The following is a 22,039-nucleotide window of genomic DNA, read 5'->3' on the forward strand; positions in this document are numbered from 1 at the left end:
GACCGGGCTGTGCGACGGCGTCTCGGTGTCAGCCAACTTCTTGCCAGGGTTTGAATAGTCTTTTCTGCTTAGGACGAGGTTCTTTGAGCTCTCTCTGCGCCAAGACGTTCGCGCAGTGAGTTCTTCGACATTGGCTCTGCCAAATGGAAACCCTGCAATTCGTCACAGCCAAGATTGCGCAGGATCTCACTCTGCTCTTCGGTCTCCACGCCTTCAGCCGTCGTGCGCAGGCCTTTCGCATGTGCGACACCAACGATGGACTGCACGATCGCCACGCCACCACCGGGCCGGTCAAACGCTTGGACGAAAGAGCGATCTATCTTGATCCGATCGACCTCCAAGCGCTGCAATCGGCCAAATGAAGAAAAGCCCGTTCCGAAATCGTCAAGTGCGAATTTCACGCCGAACTCGCGCAGCGCCGTGATGTTCTTTTCGCAGACGCCGGCTTCGTCGAGGAGAGCTGTTTCGGTGATCTCAAGCTCCAGTCGCGACGGCTCAATCCCGAACTGCCGCAGCAGCGAGAAAACTTGAGCAGCATAATGTCGCTGTCCAAGCTCGACCGCGGAGACATTCACTGCAATATCGAGGTCCGGAAACTCACGCGCGGTAGAACAGGCTTCCTTCAGTACGAAGGCGCCGAGCCGATCGATAAGGCCCGAAGTCTCCGCAAGCGGAACGAAGACCTCCGGAGCTATGCCGCCTTTGTTTGGGTGCCGCCAGCGAATGAGAGCTTCAAGCGAGCTTATCTCATGTGACGCGGCGGAATAGACGGGTTGGTAGAAGACTTCGAGCTGATTGCCAGCTTCCAGCGCCGCCCGCAGATCTTGTTCCAGATCCCGCCTTGTCCTGATCAGTTCGTCCATATGGGGGCCAAAGATTGCGTATCGGTTCCGCCCGGACGTCTTGGCGTGATAAAGCGCGATATCGGCCTTCCGCGTGATCTCTACGGGATCGGCAGCATTCCCTTTCGCAACCGCCACACCTATCGAGAGCCCGATGAGAACGGGCTGTCCGTCTATCTCGAAAGGCCTACGGATCGCAGCGATCAGAGAATCGCAGAGTTTCTCCACCTCGTCCTGGCGCGCGTGCTCGACCACGATGGTAAACTCATCGCCACCAATTCTGGAAATAACTGCAGCAGCGCCGGCGGTTTCCTTCAGTCGCTTCGCGACTTCGATCATCAGCCGATCGCCGACGGGGTGGCCGAGTGTATCGTTCACTTGCTTAAAGCGGTCGAGGTCGAGGTACAGAAGAGCGTTGGTTTGGTCGGCTGTCGACGCAGCGACCACACGCGCCAGCAACTGATTGAAAGACGCACGGTTCGCGAGGCCGGTCAACGGATCGTGGAGTGCCAGGTGGTTGAGCTCGGCTTGACTTTGCTGCAGGCGTCTCGACCGCTTCCGCAGAATCATGCTCAGCACGCCTGTGAGCGCGAAAAGACAGAATGCGGCGACCAGAAGAACCGGTGCCGTGGCTTTCGCCACATCGGCACCGGGTCTAAACGGCAGCCAGGAGAAATATCCGACCGTCTCCCCAGACGACGACACGATCGGTGCATAGGATCGCTCCTGGCCAAGGTTCGGCACGACAGAAAAGCGCACATCTTCAAAAACATAGTCCGCCCCGAGGCGGGTAAGGAAATCGCCGTCGAGGAAACGGACGGCCACGTGAAGAAACTCGCCGCCGGGCTCCTGCTGGATATTGCCGGTGTCCGAAACGATCGGCTTCACGCTGACTATCGCCGGCCGGCCGCCGAGGCGAACCAAATCGCTCTCCCCGATCGACAGCACCTGCTCACTTGTTCCTGCCTCGTCGCCTTCTGCGAGCCTCTTCTGCAACCTCGCGATCAGCGGCATTGCCTCAGGTACTATGTTTCTGAAAGCGTTCTGCTCGTTGGCCTCTCCGACCAGGAACGCGTATAACGGCTTGCGATCCGGGCTGACGACGAACGCGCCGTCATGTCGGAAATAGCTGTGCATCCAACTACCGAGGTTGGAGTCGACCCACTCACGATCCCATTCCTGCGATATTGTCCTGACCGCGTCATCCCAGACGGTGACGCTCTCCTGATCGTGAGCGATGCTGTATTGCATCTTGGAAATGACAAGCTCGATGAGCTGCTGCTGGCGGGCGACTGCCACAGCGTCGGACTGCTGAGTTGACCAATGGACGGCCAAATATATGCCACCCATTAGAGTCATCGCGACGACCAAGGGCAGCATCGACTTGAAAACCGCGGTGCTGCCAACCGAGAACCTCATTGGCGTTCCTCCCAGGACGCTTTCTTATTGATTGGCTCAACGCTTTCCAAGCGCTGTACGCTCCCGCGTGGGTCTAAAGTTTGACGGATGCAACGACTACGAGGCAGTGCGTGTGCGGCCAAAAGCGCGCAGCAACAGGTTTACCGAAACCGCGACTTTGTCGATGTCGGGAATGTCCCGGGAATAACGCCCGGTGTAGAGCTTGGTGATCATCTTGTCGCGCTCGAACCCGTGCAGATCGAAGTGTAGATGGAGGTAATAACGCCGCATGTCACCCGACCGGGTAATGTCCCCGCGTCTCTGCGTCACCTGCCTAAGATCAGCTTCGAGCGGCGCGAAACCTTCGAGGTTCAGCATGACGCGAGTCGATTTAAACCTGATCTCGGCTGGAACCGCGACCACTGCCTTGTCGAGCGAAAGACTGACCAGGCGCCCTGCACTGCCATCGACCGCCACGGCCTCATCGAGCTTGAAGGCTTGAAGGAGACGCCGCGGCTTTTCAAAACAGATCAGCGAGGCGATAACGAGCACAACGATATTGATCCCGGACCAGAACGCCGCGATCGTCGAAAACGAGCCGCGTGTGTGCGCAGTTTCCGGAACGATATTGATCAGGAGGCCGATTGCGGTGACGACGATAAAGCCCGCGATGCAGTTGAACGTATAAGCATCAAAAGCGCTTGCTTCGTTGCCGCTGCCCTTTGGGGTGACCTTGAAGGGCTTTCCAAACGGGCGCACGAGGCTTGAAAGAACCGTTGGCAGCATCCGGAATGTGGCAAACGTGCCGACCGCGGTGGAGACCAGCGGCAGATAGCGGGTCGGTGTCATCCACAACATCAGCAGGAAATAGGCGACCAGCACTGGTACCTGATTGGAGACATAGTCAGTAACGTCCGTGAAATAGAGCGGCAGAGCACCAAACCAGAGGTAGACGATAGGCACTACAAGCACGCTGAAGCGGACCAGATATTGCACCAGCCAGGACATGGGGAGGAACATGACTCGCTGGAAGAGCGACAGCCCGAGCCCGCGCACCGGGCCGTTATGCAGGTAGAGTGTCTGGATGCCGCCTTGGCACCAGCGTTCGCGTTGAACGAAATAGCCGGCTAGGTTCTCGGCCGCCAGGCCCATCGACAGCCGCTCGTTGAGATAGCGGGTCTTATAGCCCTTGTTGAGCATCGAAAGCGTGGTTAGCAGGTCCTCGGTGATTGACTCTGTCGGGAATCCTCCGATCACATCAATCGCCTTGCGGCGGGCGATAGAACAGGAGCCGCAACAGAAACTCACATCCCACCCATCACGGCTTGGCGCGATCTCGTCGAAGAACAGGCGCTGCTCGTCCGGCCAGATGTTTTCGAGGCCAAGATTGGACTGTACCGGATCGACGTTGAAGAAATGCTGCGGCGTCTGCACGATGCCGATCGTCTCGTCCGAGAAAAACGGCAATGTCCGCCGGAGGAAGTTGCGGTAGGGCACGAAATCCGCATCGAATACCGCGATGAAGTCACCGGAACTGACGGCGAGCCCATTGTTCATGTTGCCGGCTTTGGCATGGGCATTGTCGCTTCGCGTCACATGGATCGCGCCTCTTCCTTCGCAGAAGGTCCGAAGCCATTCGCGGCGGCCGTCGTCGAGCACATAGACGGTGAGCTTGTCCTTTGGATAGTCGAGCGCCAGTGCCCCGACGATTGTCCTTTCCAGGACATCGAGAGGCTCATTGTAGGTTGGTATGAAAACGTCGACCGTCGGCAGGTCGCTTTCACTTCGCGCGAAGAACTCTCGTGCGAGCCGGTCCGCCTCGGTGCTGCGGTCGACATAGCGGCTCATCAGGACGAGGAACAGCACGACCTCCGAAAACGCGAGGACTTCGACGATGAACACAAACCACACCCAATAGAAATTGGCGCCATCATTGGGATAGGGAAGAACGGTCTCGGTGAAGCGCCAGACCAGATACCGCAGTGCGACCGCAGCAACGAAGGCGCAGGTGATCGCTCGCGCCCATGTCCGATGGCGCGACCAGTTGGACGGCCCGAGAAGAAAGAACGCGATGACCACCAGGGTCGAAGCGAGCGCTAGAAGAGACTGAACCACAGGCTTTTGATCCACTGCGTCAGCCGGAGGTTGTGTTTGGCGATGCGCACCTGCACGGTCCGCCCCACTTGGCAGAAATTGGCAAAGTCCGTGTTGAGGGCCGAAGGCTCGAGCAGGATGCGGATCCGGGCGCTGCGCTCATCGGTTTCCGGCTCGTTGGCGGCAAGCGAGTCCTTTTCAATGACGGCCGACGAACCCTTGAGGGCTTGCACCCGTCCGTTGAAGACTTCGCCGCGTCCAAAAAGCCGGACCTCCGCCGCGCGACCGGGATAAATCTCGTCGTAATCGACTTCGGGCACGAGAATGTCGACAAACAGCTCGCGACAATCGAGCACGCGCATCATCTCGTTGTTCAACACGACATTCGATCCGCTAACGATACTCCTCGTCCACACAACGCCGTCGAACGGTGATGGAACTGTTGCCGATTCGAGACTGCGAACGCGCTTCTCTTCTTCGATCATTTGCTGTTCGGTCTGACTTGCTCGCGTCTTGTTCTCGGCAATACGGGTATTGAGATCGTTGATGCGGACAATCACCTCGTCCTGGCGCTGACGGGAATATGGAACATCGTTCTGGCCATCGCCGACGACAAATATGCCTTGACGCACCGCGTCGAGGCGTTGCTGCAGCAATTCCACCGTCAGATTGCTGATCTCAAGCTCGCCGCCGGTGGCAGCGCCGGCAGCCTCAGCTGCCTCGACCATCTTACGGGTGAAGATTCCCTTGGACTCCAGCTCTTGCCGACGGTCGAGATCCACCTTTGCCACCACATCCTGGGCGCGCGATACCTCGACACGCTTCCGCAGTATCCGCAGCTCCCGTTCCAGGCTGGAGATGGTGGCGCTCTGAAAGACCGACAGGCGCACGGCAAGCTGGTCGCGCAGGCTCACAAGCTCGTCGCGTTCCCGCTCCAGCGCCGTTACGCGATCGAGGGCGGTTCGGTATTCGGCCCGCAGCGACGCCAGAACGGTCCGGTTGACGCGTTCGTTGCGAATAGTGGCGAGTGTTTCGCCCTCCGTTACCGGCGTTCCTATCCGCGGTGGCGCCTCAGTAATCTCGCCGTCGATCGGCGCGTTTATGGTTGCAAAGCGCGCATTGACGGTCCCATCCAGGCTGGTAAAGCCCGTCACCCCGGGCAACAAAACAGCGGCAGCAAGTATCAGGAGCAGAATACCGACCGTAATGCGCGTAATACGATTATTCAGGATCATCTGGACCGCCCTTACCTACTGCCTGGCAGCGTAGATGCGGACAATGTTCCTTCCTATTAACACAACCGCCGCCGCGCGATTCCACCAACATTCAGTGGAATCTCGCCTCCTCGCTTTACGCCCGCCACCAGTTCAAGATTCATCGACGCGTGATAGCGAACAACCCTTAAAATTGAGTGTTTCAATGGCGAATGTGTGAAAAACGCGGTTATCTCCCTGGTCGGACGGCATTGACTGCGACACCTTTCCTCGACAATTGTGAATGAGCGATTGCTTTGAAACCCAACTCCGAATTGACGGATTGATTGAGACGCAACGGGAAAAACGGAGAGCTAGGATGCCGGACGCGGATGCGGCGATGTCTGCTTCATCTTCCGCTGAGAACGACTTTCTCACCAATGTTGACGAACTCGTCTCTTTATACGACCAGAGCTTCCACCTCGTCGACTGTTCGGCATCACACAGGAAAACATACGCCGTCGACTCGCTTGTCGAGACAACGCTCTGGCACATCTATCCCGAGCTATTAGCGCCCGGCCCGCAATCCGCCGTCGAATCGGTCGTTGGAAGCGGACTGCCCAGAACCGTCGAGATCGTCGATGCGGCGACGGGAAATCGCCGCACACTCATTATCTTCCGCAGTGCTCGCGGTATCGGGATCACCGAAGCGGAAAGACGCTACCACCAGACATCCAACCAAAGCGAGAGCGATCGAGCGCTCCTGTTGCACCAGGCAACTCACGACGTCTTGACCGGGCTGCCAAACCGGCGGCAGTTCAGCGATCAGTTGCGCGGCGCATTGCCCGTGCCAAACGGTGCGCGACTGGCCCTCATGCAAATCGATCTCGACGATTTCAAGCCAATCAACGACACGTTGGGACACGGCGCCGGCGACGCCGTTCTCAAGATGGCGGCGGAACGGATCAGGGGTGTGCTGGGGGAACGGGATTTCGCTTACCGGTTGGCCGGCGACGAATTCGCAGTCATTCAGTGGAGGACCGATCAGCCCAGAGAGGCCGAGCGGCTAGCCGAAGCGCTGGTCAACGCTTTCAAGGCCCCGTTTACGGTCGAGGGCATCAATGTCTTCGTCGGAGCGAGCGTCGGAGTCGCCGTTGCTCCGGCAGATGGAAATGAAGTCGAGCAACTGATGAAGGCTGCCGACATCGCACTTTATGCGGCAAAGAAGGACGGTCGCGGTCGGGCACGGACGTTCACCCGCTCCATGCTCATTGTGCTCGAGCAACGGGAGATGCTGCGCCGAAGCCTACGCACCGCCCTTCCCGAGGGCCAGTTCTTCATCGAATACCAGCCGCTTGTAAGGTCATCCTCTTCAGTCGCGGGTTTCGAAGCGCTTTTGCGATGGCGCCACCCGCTGATCGGCATCATCCCACCGAACGTCTTCATTCCGATGGCTGAAGCGGACGGTCTGATGAGCGAAATCGGTCAATGGCTGCTGGAGCGCGCCTGCCGAGCAGCATCTACCTGGCCATCCCACCTCACAATCGCGGTCAATCTCTCCCCTGCGGAATTCCTGCACGAAGGTCTTACGGATCGCGTGGCACAAACTCTCGATCTGGTCGGATTGCGCGCCGATCGGCTTGAGCTCGAAATTACCGAGTCGGTGCTGCTGGAGCGAACGACCAACAATCTCGATACGCTCAACACCCTGAATGTGCTGGGCGTGCAGATTTCGCTTGACGATTTCGGCACCTACTACTCCTCGCTCAGCTACCTCAAGAATTTCCCGTTCGATACGATCAAGATCGATCAGTATTTCATCAAAGATCTGGAGAAAGACGAGAAGAGCCAGACCATCGTGCGCTCCATCATGGCGCTCGCCCATGGCCTCGGCATGCATGTTACCGCCGAAGGGGTAGAGACCAGGGCCCAGGCAGCCTGGCTCCAGAACGAGGGCTGCGACCGCCTACAGGGACATTTCCTCGGCTTTCCAATGCCCGCAGAGGCAATCGGCGAGTTTCTCCGCAAGTCGCCGACGGTCCTGTGGGAGGTCTTCTAAGAACGTGAACGGATGGATGCCGCCTGGACTGTCTTTGAACATCGCGTCAAGTTTTGCGTGCGGAGGAGGAACCTGAATGGACGGAGCTGAGAACAACTCACTGGAAACCGCGTTCGAACCCTTGCTCCAATTCGAGATGGAGATGGGGACCTTTCTGTCGGACTGGCACCACTGCGATCAGCTGTCGACGTTCGTGGCGCGGATGATCAGCCACAATCGAACGGATCCCGTTCGGCATTCGAATTTCTTTTCATCCGCCCTCAATGAACTCCTGGAGGTGTCATTCCGTGGCGGTTCTGTCGACGGACGGATTGGCTGCGCCGTCTATCGACAAGGCCCGACGGAGCGGGTGAAGCTCACGTTCCCGTGCCCGCCGGGTCAGAGGCAATTCTATCGAGAGGCAATCTCGAAGACCCGTAAAGCGAATGCCTACGCGCGCTATCTCGACGCCATTTCGACCGATCTCGCACCGAGCCGGGAGGTCGTCCTGCTCGATCTGGCAATCAATTTCGATGCTCAACTTCGGCTTGAGGAAAGCGAGCCGCCGTCGATAACGCTTGTCGTAGACCTACCTCTTGAAGGAATCGTAAGTTGAATACCGCTGCCCTTTCAGGATCCTTCAAGGCTGAGTTCGACCCAAATAGCCAAGAGTTTTCTCTTTCGGGGGTGATCCGACCGCGTTCGGTCGATGAGATCGCCGCGAGCGTTTCAGCTCTCAAGGCCGCCATCGAACAGGTGCGGGGTGTCCTCTACATCAATGTGAAACGTCTCGTTCAGATGAACAACACGGCCTTCCACGCTTTCGCGCGCGTCGTTCTCGATGCATCGCGTGAAAGATCGGATCTTCGCTTCGTTGTGGTAACGTCGAGTGTCGTGGGCTGGGCCGAACGCATGTTCGGACACTTGAACAGGGTCGAACCGCAGGTCACGGTCGAGGTTTACGACTCCAAGTTCTATCCCGGCCAGAGCTTCGTCGAGGATACGAGCTTCATTCCCATCCTCCGCGCGCAGACGAAAATGACCTGGCGCCACGAGCGCACCATCCTGCCGCGCCACGGCATGCGGCCCGGCATCGCCATGGCCGACATCTGCTGCGGCATCGGCGATTTCGCCGTGCTCGCGCAGAATGAGTTTCAGCCGGCGCGGATCGTCGCCCTCGACCACTCGAAGCCGAGCCTCGCCTATGCCCGCAAGATGGCGGCGGAGTTCGGCGTGCCGGGTATCGAATATACCTACGGCGACGCGTCGGAGATGCTACTCGAGGACAACCAGTTCGACTTCGTGACCTGCCGGCATTCGCTGCAGATCTTCAATCAGCCGGAGCTGATTCTCAAGGAGCTCTATCGGATCGTGAAGCCGGGCGGCCGCGTCTACATCACCAACGAGAAGAACTCGCACTGCCTCGGCGAGCCACGGGCGCAAAGCATCCAATGGACCTACAATGAGCTCGCGAGGCTTTTGAGCCATTTCGAGATGGATGTGGAGCTCGGGCCGAAGAGCCGGCGCTATCTCGCCGACGCGGGCTTCGACGACATCCTGGTCGAATCCTTCATGGTCACCAATCTGGACGGTGACCCACAGGATTTCGCCGACGTCATCGCCGGCTGGGAGAAGATGTTTGCGGCAATGGCGGCGAGACACGGCGAAGCACCCGAATTCATCGACCGTTTTCGTCAGGGCTTCCGGGATCACATCTTCGCGGCACTGCATCCGAAGGGCTATGCAGGCTGGCCGATCTGGGCAGCGTCCGGGCGCAAACCACTATGAGCGAAAGCAATGTCCAACGTCCCCGGTTCGGTTTGAGATCCTTTCGTGCCAAGTTCGTGCTGGTCGTCGGCAGCGCCGTGCTCTTCGACCTCCTGGCAACAGGCGGCCTGGCGCTCTGGAACGTTCAAAGATTGTCGCGCGACGCGACGACGGAGGTCGGGCAGGGCCTGCAAAAGGCAAACGAAGATTACATGCTCACCTACGCGGAATCGACGGCCGCGCGGGTTGATCTTCTGCTCGGCCAGGTTCACGCCGACGTCGCCACGCTCGCGGGCGTGCTCCAGGCGCAGATCGACCTCCCCGTGCGCAGGTCCGACGTCGGAGAGGCACTGGCGCGGCACGCACCGGAATCCGTTACCGTGACTTACGATCCCAAAGGTGGGTGGGCGCAGAACCTTCCGGGACCGCTCTCGAGCGTCAGCGTTTGGAGCTATCTCCTTGGCCCCGACCACCGGCCGCTACCCGAGGTGCAGACCGATATCGAGAACAGCGCCGTTCTCGATCTGGTTGCTCCCGCCCTGCTTGCGCACGGCCGCTCCAAACTGCAGATATACTACGTCGGACCAAAGGAGCGGCCGATTTTGCGGATGGCGCCCTATGCCGATCAGGCGCAGACGTTCGACCGTCTCTACCCCGGTCACAACGAGGCCAACTTCTGGAACTTCTTCTTCCCCGGCCTCTACGAGTCCTGGGAGGGATGGGCGAAGGATCCGAGCCTCAGGCCCGTTGCAGCCGATACCACGCAAACGGCACCTTATACGGATGCTGCCACGGGGAAACTGATCGTCAGTTTCTTCCAGCCGCTCTGGACGCGCGACCGCAAAAGCGTCGCCGGTGCTGCTGGTGCCGATATTACGCTCGACCAGCTCGCCGAGGTCGTCGAGAACGTCAAGGTCGCCGACAGCGGCTTCGGCTTTCTGGCGATGTCCGACGGCAACGTGCTCGCCATCAATCCCACCGGTGAAAAAGTGATCGGCCTGCAACGGTCGAGCGATACGGGCGGGCAAGGCGTCACCGGTCTCGAACGGTCGCTGCGTCGGAGCATGCAACCGGCGATCGCGCAACTGCCGCTCGGCGCCGACGGCGCCATACAGCGTGTCCTGCTCGACCACGCCGGCGAGAGGGTTCCCTATCTCATTCTCCTGAAGCAGCTTGCTCCGGAGAACTTCTGGCTATCCGGCCCCGTGCGACGGGAGACGATGTCGCTTGGCATCGTCGTGCCGGAACGCGAGATCTATGCGTCACTGTTTGCAGCCCAAGCAGGAATCTCTCAGGCGACGAACAGGATCGTGATCTATCAGATTCTGGCGCTCCTCGTGTCACTATGTTTCGTCATCGCCGCCGTATTCGCCATATCCAAACGGATCACCGGCGGCATCAGTGCACTTGCCGATGCCGCCAAACGCATCCAAGCCAAGGACTATTCCGTCAGGGTCGATATCCCAACGCGCGACGAGGTCGGGGAGGCTGGCGCGGCCTTCAATCGGATGGCGGAGCAGATTAGCTTCCATACCGAGAACCTCGAGCAACTTGTCGAGGACCGGACAAGGGAGATCGAAGAGGCGAACCTGCAGATCTCGGCGTTGAACCAACAGTTGCGCAGCGAAAATTTGCGCCTCGGAGCCGAGCTGGCAGTCGCCCGCCGCATCCAGATGATGGTTCTACCGAAAGCCGGTGAGCTTGAGGAAATCGCAGATCTGGAAATCGCCGCCTACATGCGGCCAGCGGACGAGGTCGGTGGCGATTACTACGACGTCTTGAAAAACGGAAAGCGGCTGAAGATCGGGATCGGCGACGTAACCGGGCACGGCCTTGAGAGCGGCGTGCTGATGCTGATGGTTCAATCCGTCGCGCGGGCACTGCAGGAAGCCGGCGAGATGGAGCCTTCGCAATTCCTCAACCGCGTCAATCGCGCCATTTACAAAAATCTCGTCAGGACCAGCACCGACAAGCATCTCTCGCTGGCTTTCCTTGACTACGACGGCGCGCGCTTGACTCTCTCTGGCCAGCATGAGGAACTCATCGTGGTCAGGAACCTCGGAGATGTGGAGCGTATCGACACTCTCGACCTCGGGCTGCCGATCGGATTGGAGCCGGACATTTCGCCCTTCGTGGCGACCCGCGATATCTCTTTTGGCCGCGGTGATATGATCATTCTCCATACTGACGGAGTAACCGAGGCGGAAAACCGGAACGGAGAACTCTTCGGCATTGAAAGGCTCTGTGAGAGCGCGCGTCGTCGCTATGGTCGAAGCGCCGAGGACGTGAAAACCGGAATCATAGACGATCTGATGGCACATATTGGCACCCAAAAGATCCATGACGATATCACGCTGGTGGTAATGAGGCACAGGTGAACGGATGACGACCTTATACGGACTGGAAGACCTCGCGATTGGAACGGGCGAAGATGTGACGAGACTTCGGCTCTTCGAGGGCCCACTCGATCTTAGCTGGAAACACTGCGCAATGACGTCGGATTTCGTCGCTGAATTTGTTGCGCTGCGCTATCGAACGTCCCGCACTCTCTATAAGGAAGTGCGGCACAATGTCGGCTACCTGACTAATGAGCTCATAGAAAACGCGGTCAAGTTTCGCACTTCCGGCGAAATTGTCGTCGAAGCATCGATTGCGACCAACGCCTTTCGGACAAAAGTCTCCAATTTCATCGACGGAGATACGGCCGAGCGGTTCCAGCATTTGCTTTCGGAAATAACCGCGGGCGATCCGGGCGAGCTGCTCATAGAACGGATAGAAGCGAATGCGACCGGCTCCGGTGCCGGCTCCGGCCTTGGACTTCTGACCCTCATGAGCGATTATGGTGCCCACTTCGCTTGGGTTTTTGGATCCGACAGACAGGATAGCAAGATCCCGCTGGAAACATACGCCGCGATTACAGTCCCTGATCTCTCGAATTGATGGACCCCGAAAAATATGGAAATCAAAGAAGACGAGTACCGCGTCTGGTTGGAAGGCAAGGACATCTATTTCGATGGAAGCATGCGCCTGCCTAGCTCGGAAGCCTATGCCCCGATCTTTTCCTTGGTAATGAGCGTACTCGAGACCGATCCCGATCGCATGACCGTTGATCTCACGGGGCTGCAGTTTCTCAATTCATCCGGAATCAACCTGCTGGCAAAACTCACGATCGAAGCGCGCAAGCGGCCGAATATCCAATTCACCGTCCGCGGAAGCTCGGAGTATCCCTGGCAATCGAAGTCTTTGCCAAACCTCAAGAAACTGCATCCCGGCGTCGATCTCAGGCTGAGTTGAGGGAACACTCAAGAAAGCCCCGTGCCCCGCGCGTCACCGCGGTGGATCATTGCGATGATTGCCGTTCAGTTGCAGCAGGCGCGACAAGCGCTGTCGTGTGCTTGCCGGCTGACGCTTCTCACCCCTGAACGGATTTGAGCCAGTCGCCGATCGTCGCTCCACGATGGCGATCTGAAAGAGCAAGCGGTGCGACATGCCGTTCGGCCGATGCCATCTTGCGGATGTCGCGCGGGCTCGCGCCGAATTCGTGGCTGAAAGCGCGTGTGAAATTGGCGGCCACATCGAAACCCGCGGCTTCCGCAATTTCGGAGATGGGCCGATTATTCGTCGGGTCGCTGAGATCCGCGTAGGCCTGCAGAAGCCTGCGTCGGCGAATGTAATTGAGGACGCCGCCGCTCGGCTCGAAAAGCTGGTAGAGCCGCGTGCGGGAAATGCCCAGCGACCGGCTGATCGCGTCCGGTGTCAGATCCTCCGAATGAAGGTTGAGATGGATGTATCGGTGCGCCCGCTCCATCATCCCCATATTTGCCGGGGACCCCGCCGCGTCCGGTCTTGTCGAGGACACCGCGCAAGCAACGACCATGTCGCGTATCGTGCGCACGATACGCGGCACTTCCGGCGCGGTGATGTTGCTGAGATTGGCTTCCATACCGTTGATATAGTTGATCAGCAAATCGGCCAGGCTGCCTGACAAAACGGAATTGTTGGCGCCCTCAAGCTTGCTCGCATCATCCGCCAGCAATTCATAAGGCATGAAGAGAAGGACGGACACGGACTCCGTCACGCGTCCGCGGTATGGATAGCTAAGGGACCGGAAAAAGATTTCTTCCGGCCCTGTCTCCGTGACGTGGCGATTGACTTCCGTCCATGCCCGACCATTGCGGAACAGTCCGACGTTCCAGTGGTCGATCGGGCTGGAGCGTAGCATCGCGCGAGACCGCTCATAGCTATATCCCGGCGTACGCTGTTGAACGACAAGCAAATCGCCGAGGCGCCATCCTATCTGCTCTGCAGGGAAGCCTTCATCCGGAGACTTCGCATCCGGCAAACGGACATCGACGAGCGGAGCCATGTGCACGCGCCAAGCGTCAAACTGCTCCGCAGGCGGCAATCCTAGCGTGGAGAAATGTGAAGGTACCAGTCTGGGGTGGATGATGGTTTGACGTTCCGTTCGCACGGTTGGCTCGCGGGGCCACCGACGCCGTTCCAAATGCACGGGCCACTCGGGAACCTCGGTCGGGCCATCTCCTGATCCGGACTCCTTGCTCATGCAACTCCTCCAGCGAATGGTCGCCCTCAAGCGTGAACCACAGGCGATCAAATGCCTAGAGGCGACCCATCTCCCACCGCGCCGCAACTCGCCCTAAAGTGGAACTGAGCCGTCAGGTTACACCCAGAAGTGCCAGTTATACCTCGTTTTGAGTAGAAATGCACGGCAAGATAACTATCCGGATTGGGTGATAATGACATTCACCACACTGCGGTTGTATCAATAGGCAACAGTCGCATCCGAATAACGCAAGGCAAAATCCAAGGTATTTTCGAACGAAAGCATTTGAATTACCTAATTATTCCTTCCGTTGCGAACAATAATCAGTTCAGCGACAAGTTCTATGGAGATTATCCGTGAATTATTTTCGCAATGATTTCAAAAACACTTTGCCGAATGTGAACGACGACAATGATTTCCTGCGGCGCCCGAAGAATCTGAGGCGAATACTCGTTACTGGTGGCGCGGGCTTCCTGGGATCACATCTCTGCGAGCTGCTTCTCGGCGCCGGTCACGAGGTTATCTGCATCGACAACTTCTCGACCGGCTTGAGACGCAATATCGCGCAGCTGAAGCGCTTCGATACCTTCCGCGTCATGGCCCATGACATCGTGGAATCGATCGACCTCGAGGTCGACGAAATCTACAATCTCGCCTGTCCGGCATCGCCGCCGCACTATCAGGCCGATCCGATCCAGACCATGAGGACCTGTGTGGTCGGGTCGCTCAATCTATTGGATCTGGCTGCGCGCAAGGGGGCGCGCATCTTCCAGGCATCGACGTCGGAAATCTACGGCGACCCGCAGGTCCACCCGCAGGTGGAAGGCTATTGGGGCAACGTCAATCCCTTCGGCCCACGCTCCTGTTACGACGAGGGCAAGCGTTGCGCAGAAACCCTGTTCTTCGACTTCCACAAGGTTCATAGGGTCGAGATCAAGATCGTTCGCATCTTCAACACCTATGGCCCCCGGATGCGCCCGGACGATGGCCGCGTCGTTTCGAACTTCATCGTCCAGGCCCTCAAAGGTGAGGACATTACCATCTACGGTGACGGATCGCAGACGCGCTCCTTCTGCTTCGTGGACGATCTGATCGACGGCTTCGTCCGCCTGATGGCGTCGCCGTCGTCGCTCTCCGGCCCGGTCAATCTCGGCAATCCCGGAGAGTTCACGATCAGTGAGCTCGCCGAACAGGTGATCCGCTTGACCGGCTCACGCTCGAAGATCGTCCGCCGGCCACTGCCTGTCGATGATCCGCGTCAGCGCCGCCCGGACATTTCGCTCGCAACGGAAGCGCTCGGCTGGCGCCCGACGATCGATCTGTCGGAAGGGCTCGCGCGCACGATCCAATACTTCGACGGTCTCCTCTCCGGTTCCGATCGGAAAGTCATGGAGCTGGTCTGATGGACGCGTCACGCATCCTCGTTACGGGCGGCGCCGGCTACATCGGCAGCCACACCGCAAAGCTTCTCCGCCTGGAGGGCATCGAGCCCGTCGTCTACGACAATCTGTCAACCGGGAACCGCTCCGCGGTGCGCTGGGGCCCGTTCGTACAGGGGGACATCCTGGACACGGCCCGCTTGATCGAAGTCATCGAACTATATCAGCCGGCCGCCGTCATCCATTTCGCAGCATCCGCCTACGTCGGTGAGTCCGTCGTCGACCCTGCGAAGTACTACAACAACAACGTTCGCGGAACGCTGTCGCTCCTCGATGCCTGTCGGCAGGCGGGCCTCGACAAGATCATCTTCTCATCGAGTTGCGCCACCTATGGCGTGCCGGCGACGTTGCCGATCGACGAAGCCACACGGCAGGTACCGATCAATCCCTACGGCAAGACGAAACTGATGGCCGAGCACATGCTCGCCGACTACGCGTCGGCCTTCGGCCTCAGCCACGTTTCGCTTCGTTATTTCAACGCCTGCGGAGCCGACCCGGAGGGTGATCTTGGCGAATGGCACGATCCCGAAACGCACCTCATTCCGCGCGCGCTGATGGCTGCGGCGGGCAAAATTCCGCATCTGGAGGTCTTCGGTGACGACTACGACACGCCCGATGGGACTTGTGTGCGCGACTATATCCACGTGGCTGATCTGGCGCGCGCTCATGCGCTGGCATATCGGCATCTCGCCGAAGGTGGCGCGAACCTTGCGCTCAATCTCGGCACCGGCCGTGGCTTTTCCATAAGAGAGGTGCTTCGGGCAATCAGTGAGGTTACCGCATATGACGTCCCGGTCGTGTTTCGCCGGCGACGTCCCGGAGATCCGCCGGCGTTGTATGCGGATGCTGGACTCGCTTACGAGACGCTCGGCTTCCTGCCCCGCTATTCCGATCTTGAAACAATCGTGCGAACGGCTGCGCCATTCTTCGGGCTGGAGGCGCGGTCATGACCTGCCTTTCTGCCAATGATCGTGCGAACCCTCCGCAGAGCGATGAGCCGCTGCTCGTCCCCATGCTCACCGGCTATCGCCGCGCGGAATATCTCCTCGGCGCCGGCCTCTGGGCAGCAGCCCTCGTTCATTTCTGGGCCTGGTGGCTGGAGCCGCGCCACCACGTGGACACTTTGGGCAGCGTTACGGTGACCGCGGTCCTCGCATGGGTCACGCTCCTCCCCGCCTATTTCATTATGGTCTTCTATCGTGCGGCAAAACCAAATGGCCCCCTGCGGCTGCCGGCCGGCAGCCGCGTCGCCATGATCGTGACCAAGGCACCATCGGAACCCTTTTCGATCCTGTCGGAAACGCTGGAGGCGATGCTCGCGCAGGATGTTCCGCACGACACCTGGCTCGCGGACGAAGATCCCTCCGAGGCGACGCTCGAGTGGTGCCGGGGGCGTGGCGTCCTCGTCTCGACACGTAAAGGACGGGCCGACTACCATCGCACCTCGTGGCCGCGACGCACGCGTTGCAAGGAGGGCAACCTCGCCTTCTTCTACGATCACTACGGCTATGATCGCTATGATTTCGTGGCTCAGCTCGACGCAGACCATGTTCCTGAGCCTGGCTATCTTTTTGAGATGCTCCGCCCTTTTGCCGACCCGAGGGTGGGGTACGTCTCCGCACCAAGCATCTGTGACCGCAACGCGTCCGCGAGCTGGGCGGCGCGCGGAAGGCTCTATGCCGAGGCGAGCATGCACGGCTCGCTTCAGACTGGCTATAATGGGGGGCTGGCGCCGCTGTGCATAGGATCGCACTATGCGGTCCGCACAGCGGCGCTGGAGGAGATCGGCGGACTCGGCCCTGAGCTGGCCGAGGATCACTCGACGACGTTGATGATGAACGCTGCCGGCTGGCGCGGGGTGCATGCGCTCGACGCGATTGCGCATGGTGATGGGCCTCGCACATTCGGTGATCTTGTGACCCAGGAATTCCAGTGGTCGCGCAGTCTCGTCATGCTCCTGCTGCAATATTCGCCGCGTTTGATTGGCCGACTGCCGCTGTGGCTGAAGTTCCAATTCCTCTTCTCGCAGCTCTGGTATCCGCTTTTCGCGTGCTTCATGGCGCTGATGTTCGCGATGCCGATTATTGCGCTGGCACACGGCGAGAATTTTGTCGCTGTGACCTATCCTGATTTTCTCGCGCATGTCGCGCCACTTTCGATCATCCTCGTGCTTTTGGCCTATCGCTGGCGGGCCGGCAGTTCGTTCCGGCCATATGACGCGAAGATCCTCAGCTGGGAATGCACGCTCTTCCTCTTTGCGCGTTGGCCTTGGGCGCTCGCTGGCACTCTGGCGGCGGTGCGCGACTGGCTCACCGGATCCTTCGTGGATTTCCGCGTCACTCCGAAAGGTGCATCCGAGGTCGACCCGCTGCCGCTCCGCGTTCTCGTGCCTTACGTCCTTCTGGCCGCTGCAGCCGTACTGCCGGTCCTCCTTGTCGACGATGCCGCAAACGCCAAGGGCTTCTATCTCTTCGCGATCCTGAATGCCGCGATCTATTGCCTGCTTCTGCTGGTCATCGTCGCGCGGCATTCGCAGGAGAACGCGATCGCCACCACCTCCCGTTTTCGCCGTCCGGCGATGGCGGCCGGCCTTTCGGCACTCGTCGCATTGCCCGGTATCGCGACTGCCGAACACGGGAAAGACGGGCTTGAGGCGCTCACCTGGGGCGCCGGGCACCTTCGCCTCTTCGAGGAGCGCTATGCGGTAGCCGGCGCCGGTCGGGGCGACACGGCCTTGCGAACGATTGTCTTTCGACCGCGCTGGATTTCCGTCACGGCGGAACAGGGAAACCGTGGAATGCGCTGAGGATAGAGCCATGGCAGAAAAAGTCGGACTTGATCACAAACAGAGCTGGGGTACCCGTTATGCAGTGCTCGTCAGGCACCTCGCCCTTGGCGTCGTGCCAATGGCCCTTCTCCTCAGCCAATCGCCGGCGTCGGCAGAGGTTGTCATACCCGAAAAGGCCCGCGTCATGACCGGCGCGGAGCTCTACATGATCTTCCGCGACAAGACCTGGAAATGGGAGAACGGCGCCGGTCGAATGGAAGACGAAGGTCGCGTTTTTCGAGCTTGGGCGCAGTCCGAGACGGGAGCGACCTGGGCGGAAGGACGCTGGAGCGTAACTGATAACGGTCAACTCTGCCTTAAAGCCGTATGGCATGGCCAGAGCGCAACGGCCCGCGACAAGACCTGCTTCACCCACCGGATCCCCGACGGCAAGATCTATCAGAAACGGGAGCCCGCCGGCGACTGGTACGTCTTCAGACATGCAAAGCCGACGGCCGATGACGAGTTCAATCGTCTAATCGTTGAGGATCTGGTCGAAACGAAGCTCCCGATCATCCGGGAGGTCTTCAATACACAGGCGGAAGCAAAAACGGATAGCGTTCGCCCGCAAACCAAGGCGAACGAAGTTGGAGGTGTGCAATGAACAAGAGATCAAAGGCGGTTGCCTTCACATTTTTTGGCTTGTTGCTGTCGGGTACCGTCCTTGCAGCCAGCATGCCCCGCGGAATCCCAGACGCGCATTCCATCACCACGGCAACACCATCGGACAAGCGTCCGGTGCTGACGCCGAACTCGATAGATTTCGGTGCCTATGATCCGCACGGCGACTTTGGGGAGCAGTCGCAATCCAAGATCGAACATCTCTTTCTGCCTTGGGAAGACGTCGATCTGTCGACCCTGACGCTTGCGGACAACTATGCGCAAGCGCGCGGACGCACGCTGATGATCACGATCGAACCGTGGTCCTGGTCACCTGACTGGCGCGTTTCGGATCAGGAGTTGCTGCGCAGCATCCTGAGCGGAGAGCGCGACGACAACATGGCCGCGGTCTGTTCGACGGCTGCCACGCTGAGAAGCCCGATCATCATAAGGTGGGGCCAGGAAATGGACGAAACGGATAACCAGTTCTCCTGGTCGCACTGGCGGGGTGCGGAATTCAAAGCGGCCTACCGACGCATGGTGGATGTGTGCCGAGCGCATCTGAAAAACGCAAAGTTCATGTGGTCGCCCAAAGGCAATCAAGGACTGGAGGCGTTTTATCCCGGGGACGACGTCGTGGACATCGTCGGATTGTCGGTGTTCGGCTATCAACAATACGATCGAGGCACGACCGGCCGCGACCAGTCGTTTTCGGAACGTCTGATGCCTGGATATGAGCGGGTGAAGGACTACGGCAAGCCAATCATGGTCGCCGAGCTCGGTTATGAAGGTGACGCGTCCTATGTGGCGGGCTGGGCGGCAACCGTCGCTAGGCGTCATGCCGAATTCCCGGGACTGACAGCGGTCGTCTATTTCAACGACCGCGAAATCTACCCGTGGCCCGGAGGTTATGGACGGCCCGATTGGCGGGTGATCCGGGAAGCTACCGATTAGCCAGCAAGCCCGACAGGAGACATGAGATGAACTCAGCATTACGCACAATATTTTTGCTTGTCGCCATGACCGCGGCCATGGGTGCGACACCATCGGTTGCCGAGGCCGCCAGCGGACGCGTCAGCGCTCAAAATGCAACGCCCCTGACGCACGAAGAACTCTATAAGCTGTACGGTCAGAAATCGTGGATCTGGAAAGCGGGCGCGGGTTATTTCTCGGTGCGGCAGCGCCGGTTTACGGCTTGGTCGAGCGAGAACGGCCGGCCCTCATACGGTGTCGGCCGCTGGTTCATCACCGGACCGGGAAAACTCTGCTTCAAGGCCGACTGGCATGCCAAGGACGGCTCCGCTCCCGCAACGACATGCTTCAGCCATCGCAAACAAGGTAGCCTCATTCTTCAGAAACGCGAACCGAACGGCATATGGTATGTCTTCAGGAATGCGCCGGCAAAATCTGATGACGAATTCGCCAAGCTTCGCCGCGGTAATTATGTGAGCGCTCGGCTGAACCACATCGAAGCCAGGCTCGGCAAGATGGACTGATCTTGACCGGGTGAAGGGGTTGCGCAGCCTATGGGCGTCAGCGATCAATTCGGCTCCGCAGATGAGCCCGTCGCCTATCGGCGCGCAACTCCGCCCCCTATCGAAGGAAGCAACGCGAGGTGCTGCCAAAACCGCTTGGCGTGCAAATAAATGGCGCGCGCCCGAGATAGGCGGCCCGTTCGAGTTTTGCCGCCCGTTGAACGACGACCTGCTTGGCTGCGGCGGGCTTACTCAACGCCGAATAGCCGACCTGTCTCGTCAGCGACGAGGTCCGGATACTCTGATCCGGCGTGGCCGAACATCCCGACACCGCTGCAGCAAGGAACAGAGCAAAAACGCCCCGCACTATACTGCTGCGGCTGTCGCTCAGCCCGATCGAAATTCTTGTTTGCGCTTTCATGGCTAGAACTCCTGGTTCTGAAACCCTCATGCGCAGCACGGTAGATGAGACGATTTAAATGGCCGTGCAGAAAACGTATACAACTTGACCTATCCCAGCTATGGTCCGCCCGCATGTGGGTGGTGGGTAAATCGCGACCCTCACAGCTAAAAGATCCGGCATGTCAGCCATAGGCATTCCAAGCTGACCCGTTTGGACCAGCGCACCTTCCCCGATGCCGGCTCGCCGACGTTCGCGCAACGCTCAAAACACCGTCGACACGCTGCTCTTCTGTCTGCGCGATCATGCCGCCGCGACCGCGAAGCAGCCTTTCATCGACCTCATGCGGCAGCTTGTTCAGAAGGTTGTGGTTGGCAAGACGCCGGGCCACCAGCCGGCGACGATTCTGGGAGACCGGTTCAGGTGCTGAAGCGCCACGCCGATGCCGGCCTATGAAATCGTGCGGTGACTTGGCCGGTCAAGCTGTCCGTGAACGCGCGTGCCTGCGTCCGCACCCGTGACAGCATTCATCCGGGATCACAGGCGCGGCGCCCGGGAATGCTCGGGCCGCCTCCGCGATTCCGTTTGGTTATACGATCTTTTGAGCACGCAACCCCCCAATACACTGCGCCAAAGGCTCATAAAGGTACAGCTGCTGTCGACCCGTTCCGGTCGTTCGGATTCGAGCGTGTTATGACGGTAAAGTGTCCCCGTTGCCGTCGTTCGGGTTCGAGCACAAGATGGGCGCGAGTCGATCCCATCCGGTCAACTTGAAAACGGGGCATCCTGACGCCAAGTTGGAAAACGGACGTTCCCTGCCACCGCGAAGGACCTCGCCTATGCAACATCTCTTCGGCGTCGATCACTGTCCCCTTCTTGTTCACGACCTCGACGCAGCGGATACCAAGGTTCGCCGGCTGGGCTTTCGCCCCACGCCCCGAGGGATCCATTCGGCGCATATGGGGACGGCCAATTCTACCGTTCCGCTCCGCAACGGTACGTATTTCGAGACCGTGGGGACCCTGCAGCCAGCACTCCTGCTGGCACGCCGCTCTCGGCACCATCAGGGCTAGCGTCGACGAACCGCGCATCTCCTGTTCCGGCGACTATTGGAATGTCTGGCCAATGCGCGCTCTGCTGCTGCCGACCAACTCGACGAATGACGGCATTCCACCCTACTGCGACGCGATCTGAACCGGAAAGGTCGACCCGTTGTGGTCCTTGGCGCTGGACACGACTAACGGGACGATTGCCCCCTAAAGCGGACGCTTGGGCACTACAGCGCCGCGCGTCTTTTCAGACGCGCAAAAGGACGCTGTAGCACTTTGAAGTGCTGCATGTTTTTGTCCTTTAATCGGCTACGATTAAAGGCAACATGCAGTAGCACGAGGTTGCCGCCGCG

The 22,039-nt window shown here is 59.2% G+C and carries 18 protein-coding genes; 13 read left to right on the forward strand and 5 right to left on the reverse strand.

All coding sequences use genetic code 11. The annotated features are described in order from the left end of the window. Positions 1 to 68: 68 nt before the first annotated feature. The 3 genes from RB548_RS16900 to RB548_RS16910 all read right to left on the reverse strand — a co-directional run bounded on the left by RB548_RS16900 (position 69) and on the right by RB548_RS16910 (position 5,569). Positions 69 to 2,261, reverse strand: coding sequence for a putative bifunctional diguanylate cyclase/phosphodiesterase (locus RB548_RS16900; RefSeq protein ID WP_331372389.1), 2,193 nt, complete (start codon positions 2,259 to 2,261; stop codon positions 69 to 71). A gap of 96 nt (positions 2,262 to 2,357) precedes the next feature. Beyond that, the gene (locus tag RB548_RS16905; protein ID WP_331372390.1) at positions 2,358 to 4,355 is read right to left on the reverse strand and encodes a glycosyltransferase family 2 protein; all 1,998 of its coding nucleotides are present in this window, start codon (positions 4,353 to 4,355) and stop codon (positions 2,358 to 2,360) included. Further along, a complete protein-coding gene (locus RB548_RS16910; RefSeq protein ID WP_331372391.1) occupies positions 4,337 to 5,569 on the reverse strand; it encodes an HlyD family secretion protein in 1,233 nt (410 codons plus the stop codon). The genes RB548_RS16905 and RB548_RS16910 overlap by 19 nt, the downstream gene beginning before the upstream one ends. 337 nt (positions 5,570 to 5,906) lie before the next feature. Between RB548_RS16910 and RB548_RS16915 the strand changes: the two genes are divergently transcribed. The 6 genes from RB548_RS16915 to RB548_RS16940 all read left to right on the forward strand — a co-directional run bounded on the left by RB548_RS16915 (position 5,907) and on the right by RB548_RS16940 (position 12,626). Beyond that, positions 5,907 to 7,586 (forward strand): putative bifunctional diguanylate cyclase/phosphodiesterase, encoded by a 1,680-nt coding sequence (locus RB548_RS16915; protein WP_331372392.1) that lies wholly within the window; start codon positions 5,907 to 5,909, stop codon positions 7,584 to 7,586. 76 nt (positions 7,587 to 7,662) lie between these two features. After that, positions 7,663 to 8,181, forward strand: a complete 519-nt coding sequence (locus tag RB548_RS16920; RefSeq protein ID WP_331372393.1) for a ubiquinone biosynthesis methyltransferase UbiE — start codon at positions 7,663 to 7,665, stop codon at positions 8,179 to 8,181. Then, positions 8,178 to 9,353, forward strand: a complete 1,176-nt coding sequence (locus tag RB548_RS16925) for a methyltransferase domain-containing protein (RefSeq protein ID WP_331372394.1) — start codon at positions 8,178 to 8,180, stop codon at positions 9,351 to 9,353. Before RB548_RS16920 ends, RB548_RS16925 begins: the two co-directional genes overlap by 4 nt. Further along, a complete protein-coding gene (locus tag RB548_RS16930; protein WP_331372395.1) occupies positions 9,350 to 11,710 on the forward strand; it encodes a SpoIIE family protein phosphatase in 2,361 nt (786 codons plus the stop codon). The genes RB548_RS16925 and RB548_RS16930 overlap by 4 nt, the downstream gene beginning before the upstream one ends. Positions 11,711 to 11,714: 4 nt before the next feature. Further along, a complete protein-coding gene (locus RB548_RS16935; RefSeq protein WP_331372396.1) occupies positions 11,715 to 12,272 on the forward strand; it encodes a slr1658 superfamily regulator in 558 nt (185 codons plus the stop codon). 15 nt (positions 12,273 to 12,287) lie between these two features. Beyond that, the gene (locus RB548_RS16940; protein WP_331372397.1) at positions 12,288 to 12,626 is read left to right on the forward strand and encodes a slr1659 superfamily regulator; all 339 of its coding nucleotides are present in this window, start codon (positions 12,288 to 12,290) and stop codon (positions 12,624 to 12,626) included. 118 nt (positions 12,627 to 12,744) lie between these two features. Here RB548_RS16940 and RB548_RS16945 read toward each other — a convergent pair whose 3' ends face one another. Continuing rightward, entirely contained in the window at positions 12,745 to 13,896 is a 1,152-nt protein-coding gene (locus RB548_RS16945) for an AraC family transcriptional regulator (RefSeq protein ID WP_331372398.1), read from the reverse strand. Between the two features lie 389 nt (positions 13,897 to 14,285). Here RB548_RS16945 and RB548_RS16950 point away from each other — a divergent pair, with 389 nt between their 5' ends. Genes RB548_RS16950 through RB548_RS16975 form a run of 6 tightly spaced genes read left to right on the forward strand, consistent with a single transcriptional unit; the run spans position 14,286 to position 20,258 of the window. After that, the gene (locus RB548_RS16950; protein WP_331374999.1) at positions 14,286 to 15,299 is read left to right on the forward strand and encodes a UDP-glucuronic acid decarboxylase family protein; all 1,014 of its coding nucleotides are present in this window, start codon (positions 14,286 to 14,288) and stop codon (positions 15,297 to 15,299) included. After that, a complete protein-coding gene (galE, locus tag RB548_RS16955; protein WP_331372399.1) occupies positions 15,299 to 16,285 on the forward strand; it encodes a UDP-glucose 4-epimerase GalE in 987 nt (328 codons plus the stop codon). Before RB548_RS16950 ends, galE begins: the two co-directional genes overlap by 1 nt. Then, positions 16,282 to 18,141: a glycosyltransferase family 2 protein gene (locus tag RB548_RS16960; RefSeq protein ID WP_331372400.1), complete on the forward strand. Its 1,860-nt coding sequence runs from the start codon at positions 16,282 to 16,284 to the stop codon at positions 18,139 to 18,141. The genes galE and RB548_RS16960 overlap by 4 nt, the downstream gene beginning before the upstream one ends. Positions 18,142 to 18,151: 10 nt before the next feature. Then, positions 18,152 to 18,766, forward strand: a complete 615-nt coding sequence (locus RB548_RS16965; RefSeq protein ID WP_331372401.1) for a DUF995 domain-containing protein — start codon at positions 18,152 to 18,154, stop codon at positions 18,764 to 18,766. Then, positions 18,763 to 19,716: a glycoside hydrolase family 26 protein gene (locus RB548_RS16970; protein WP_331372402.1), complete on the forward strand. Its 954-nt coding sequence runs from the start codon at positions 18,763 to 18,765 to the stop codon at positions 19,714 to 19,716. Before RB548_RS16965 ends, RB548_RS16970 begins: the two co-directional genes overlap by 4 nt. A 26-nt stretch (positions 19,717 to 19,742) precedes the next feature. After that, positions 19,743 to 20,258 (forward strand): DUF995 domain-containing protein, encoded by a 516-nt coding sequence (locus RB548_RS16975; RefSeq protein WP_331375000.1) that lies wholly within the window; start codon positions 19,743 to 19,745, stop codon positions 20,256 to 20,258. A gap of 97 nt (positions 20,259 to 20,355) precedes the next feature. Here the strand turns inward: RB548_RS16975 and RB548_RS16980 are convergent, their stop codons facing one another. After that, entirely contained in the window at positions 20,356 to 20,658 is a 303-nt protein-coding gene (locus tag RB548_RS16980; RefSeq protein ID WP_331372403.1) for a hypothetical protein, read from the reverse strand. An 818-nt stretch (positions 20,659 to 21,476) separates the two neighbouring features. Between RB548_RS16980 and RB548_RS32165 the strand changes: the two genes are divergently transcribed. Continuing rightward, positions 21,477 to 21,710 carry a VOC family protein gene (locus tag RB548_RS32165; protein WP_408642381.1) on the forward strand — a complete coding sequence of 78 codons (234 nt, stop codon included), beginning with the start codon at positions 21,477 to 21,479 and terminating at the stop codon, positions 21,708 to 21,710. Positions 21,711 to 22,039: the final 329 nt, after the last annotated feature.

This window comes from Sinorhizobium chiapasense, assembly GCF_036488675.1.
Taxonomy (GTDB): domain Bacteria; phylum Pseudomonadota; class Alphaproteobacteria; order Rhizobiales; family Rhizobiaceae; genus Sinorhizobium; species Sinorhizobium chiapasense.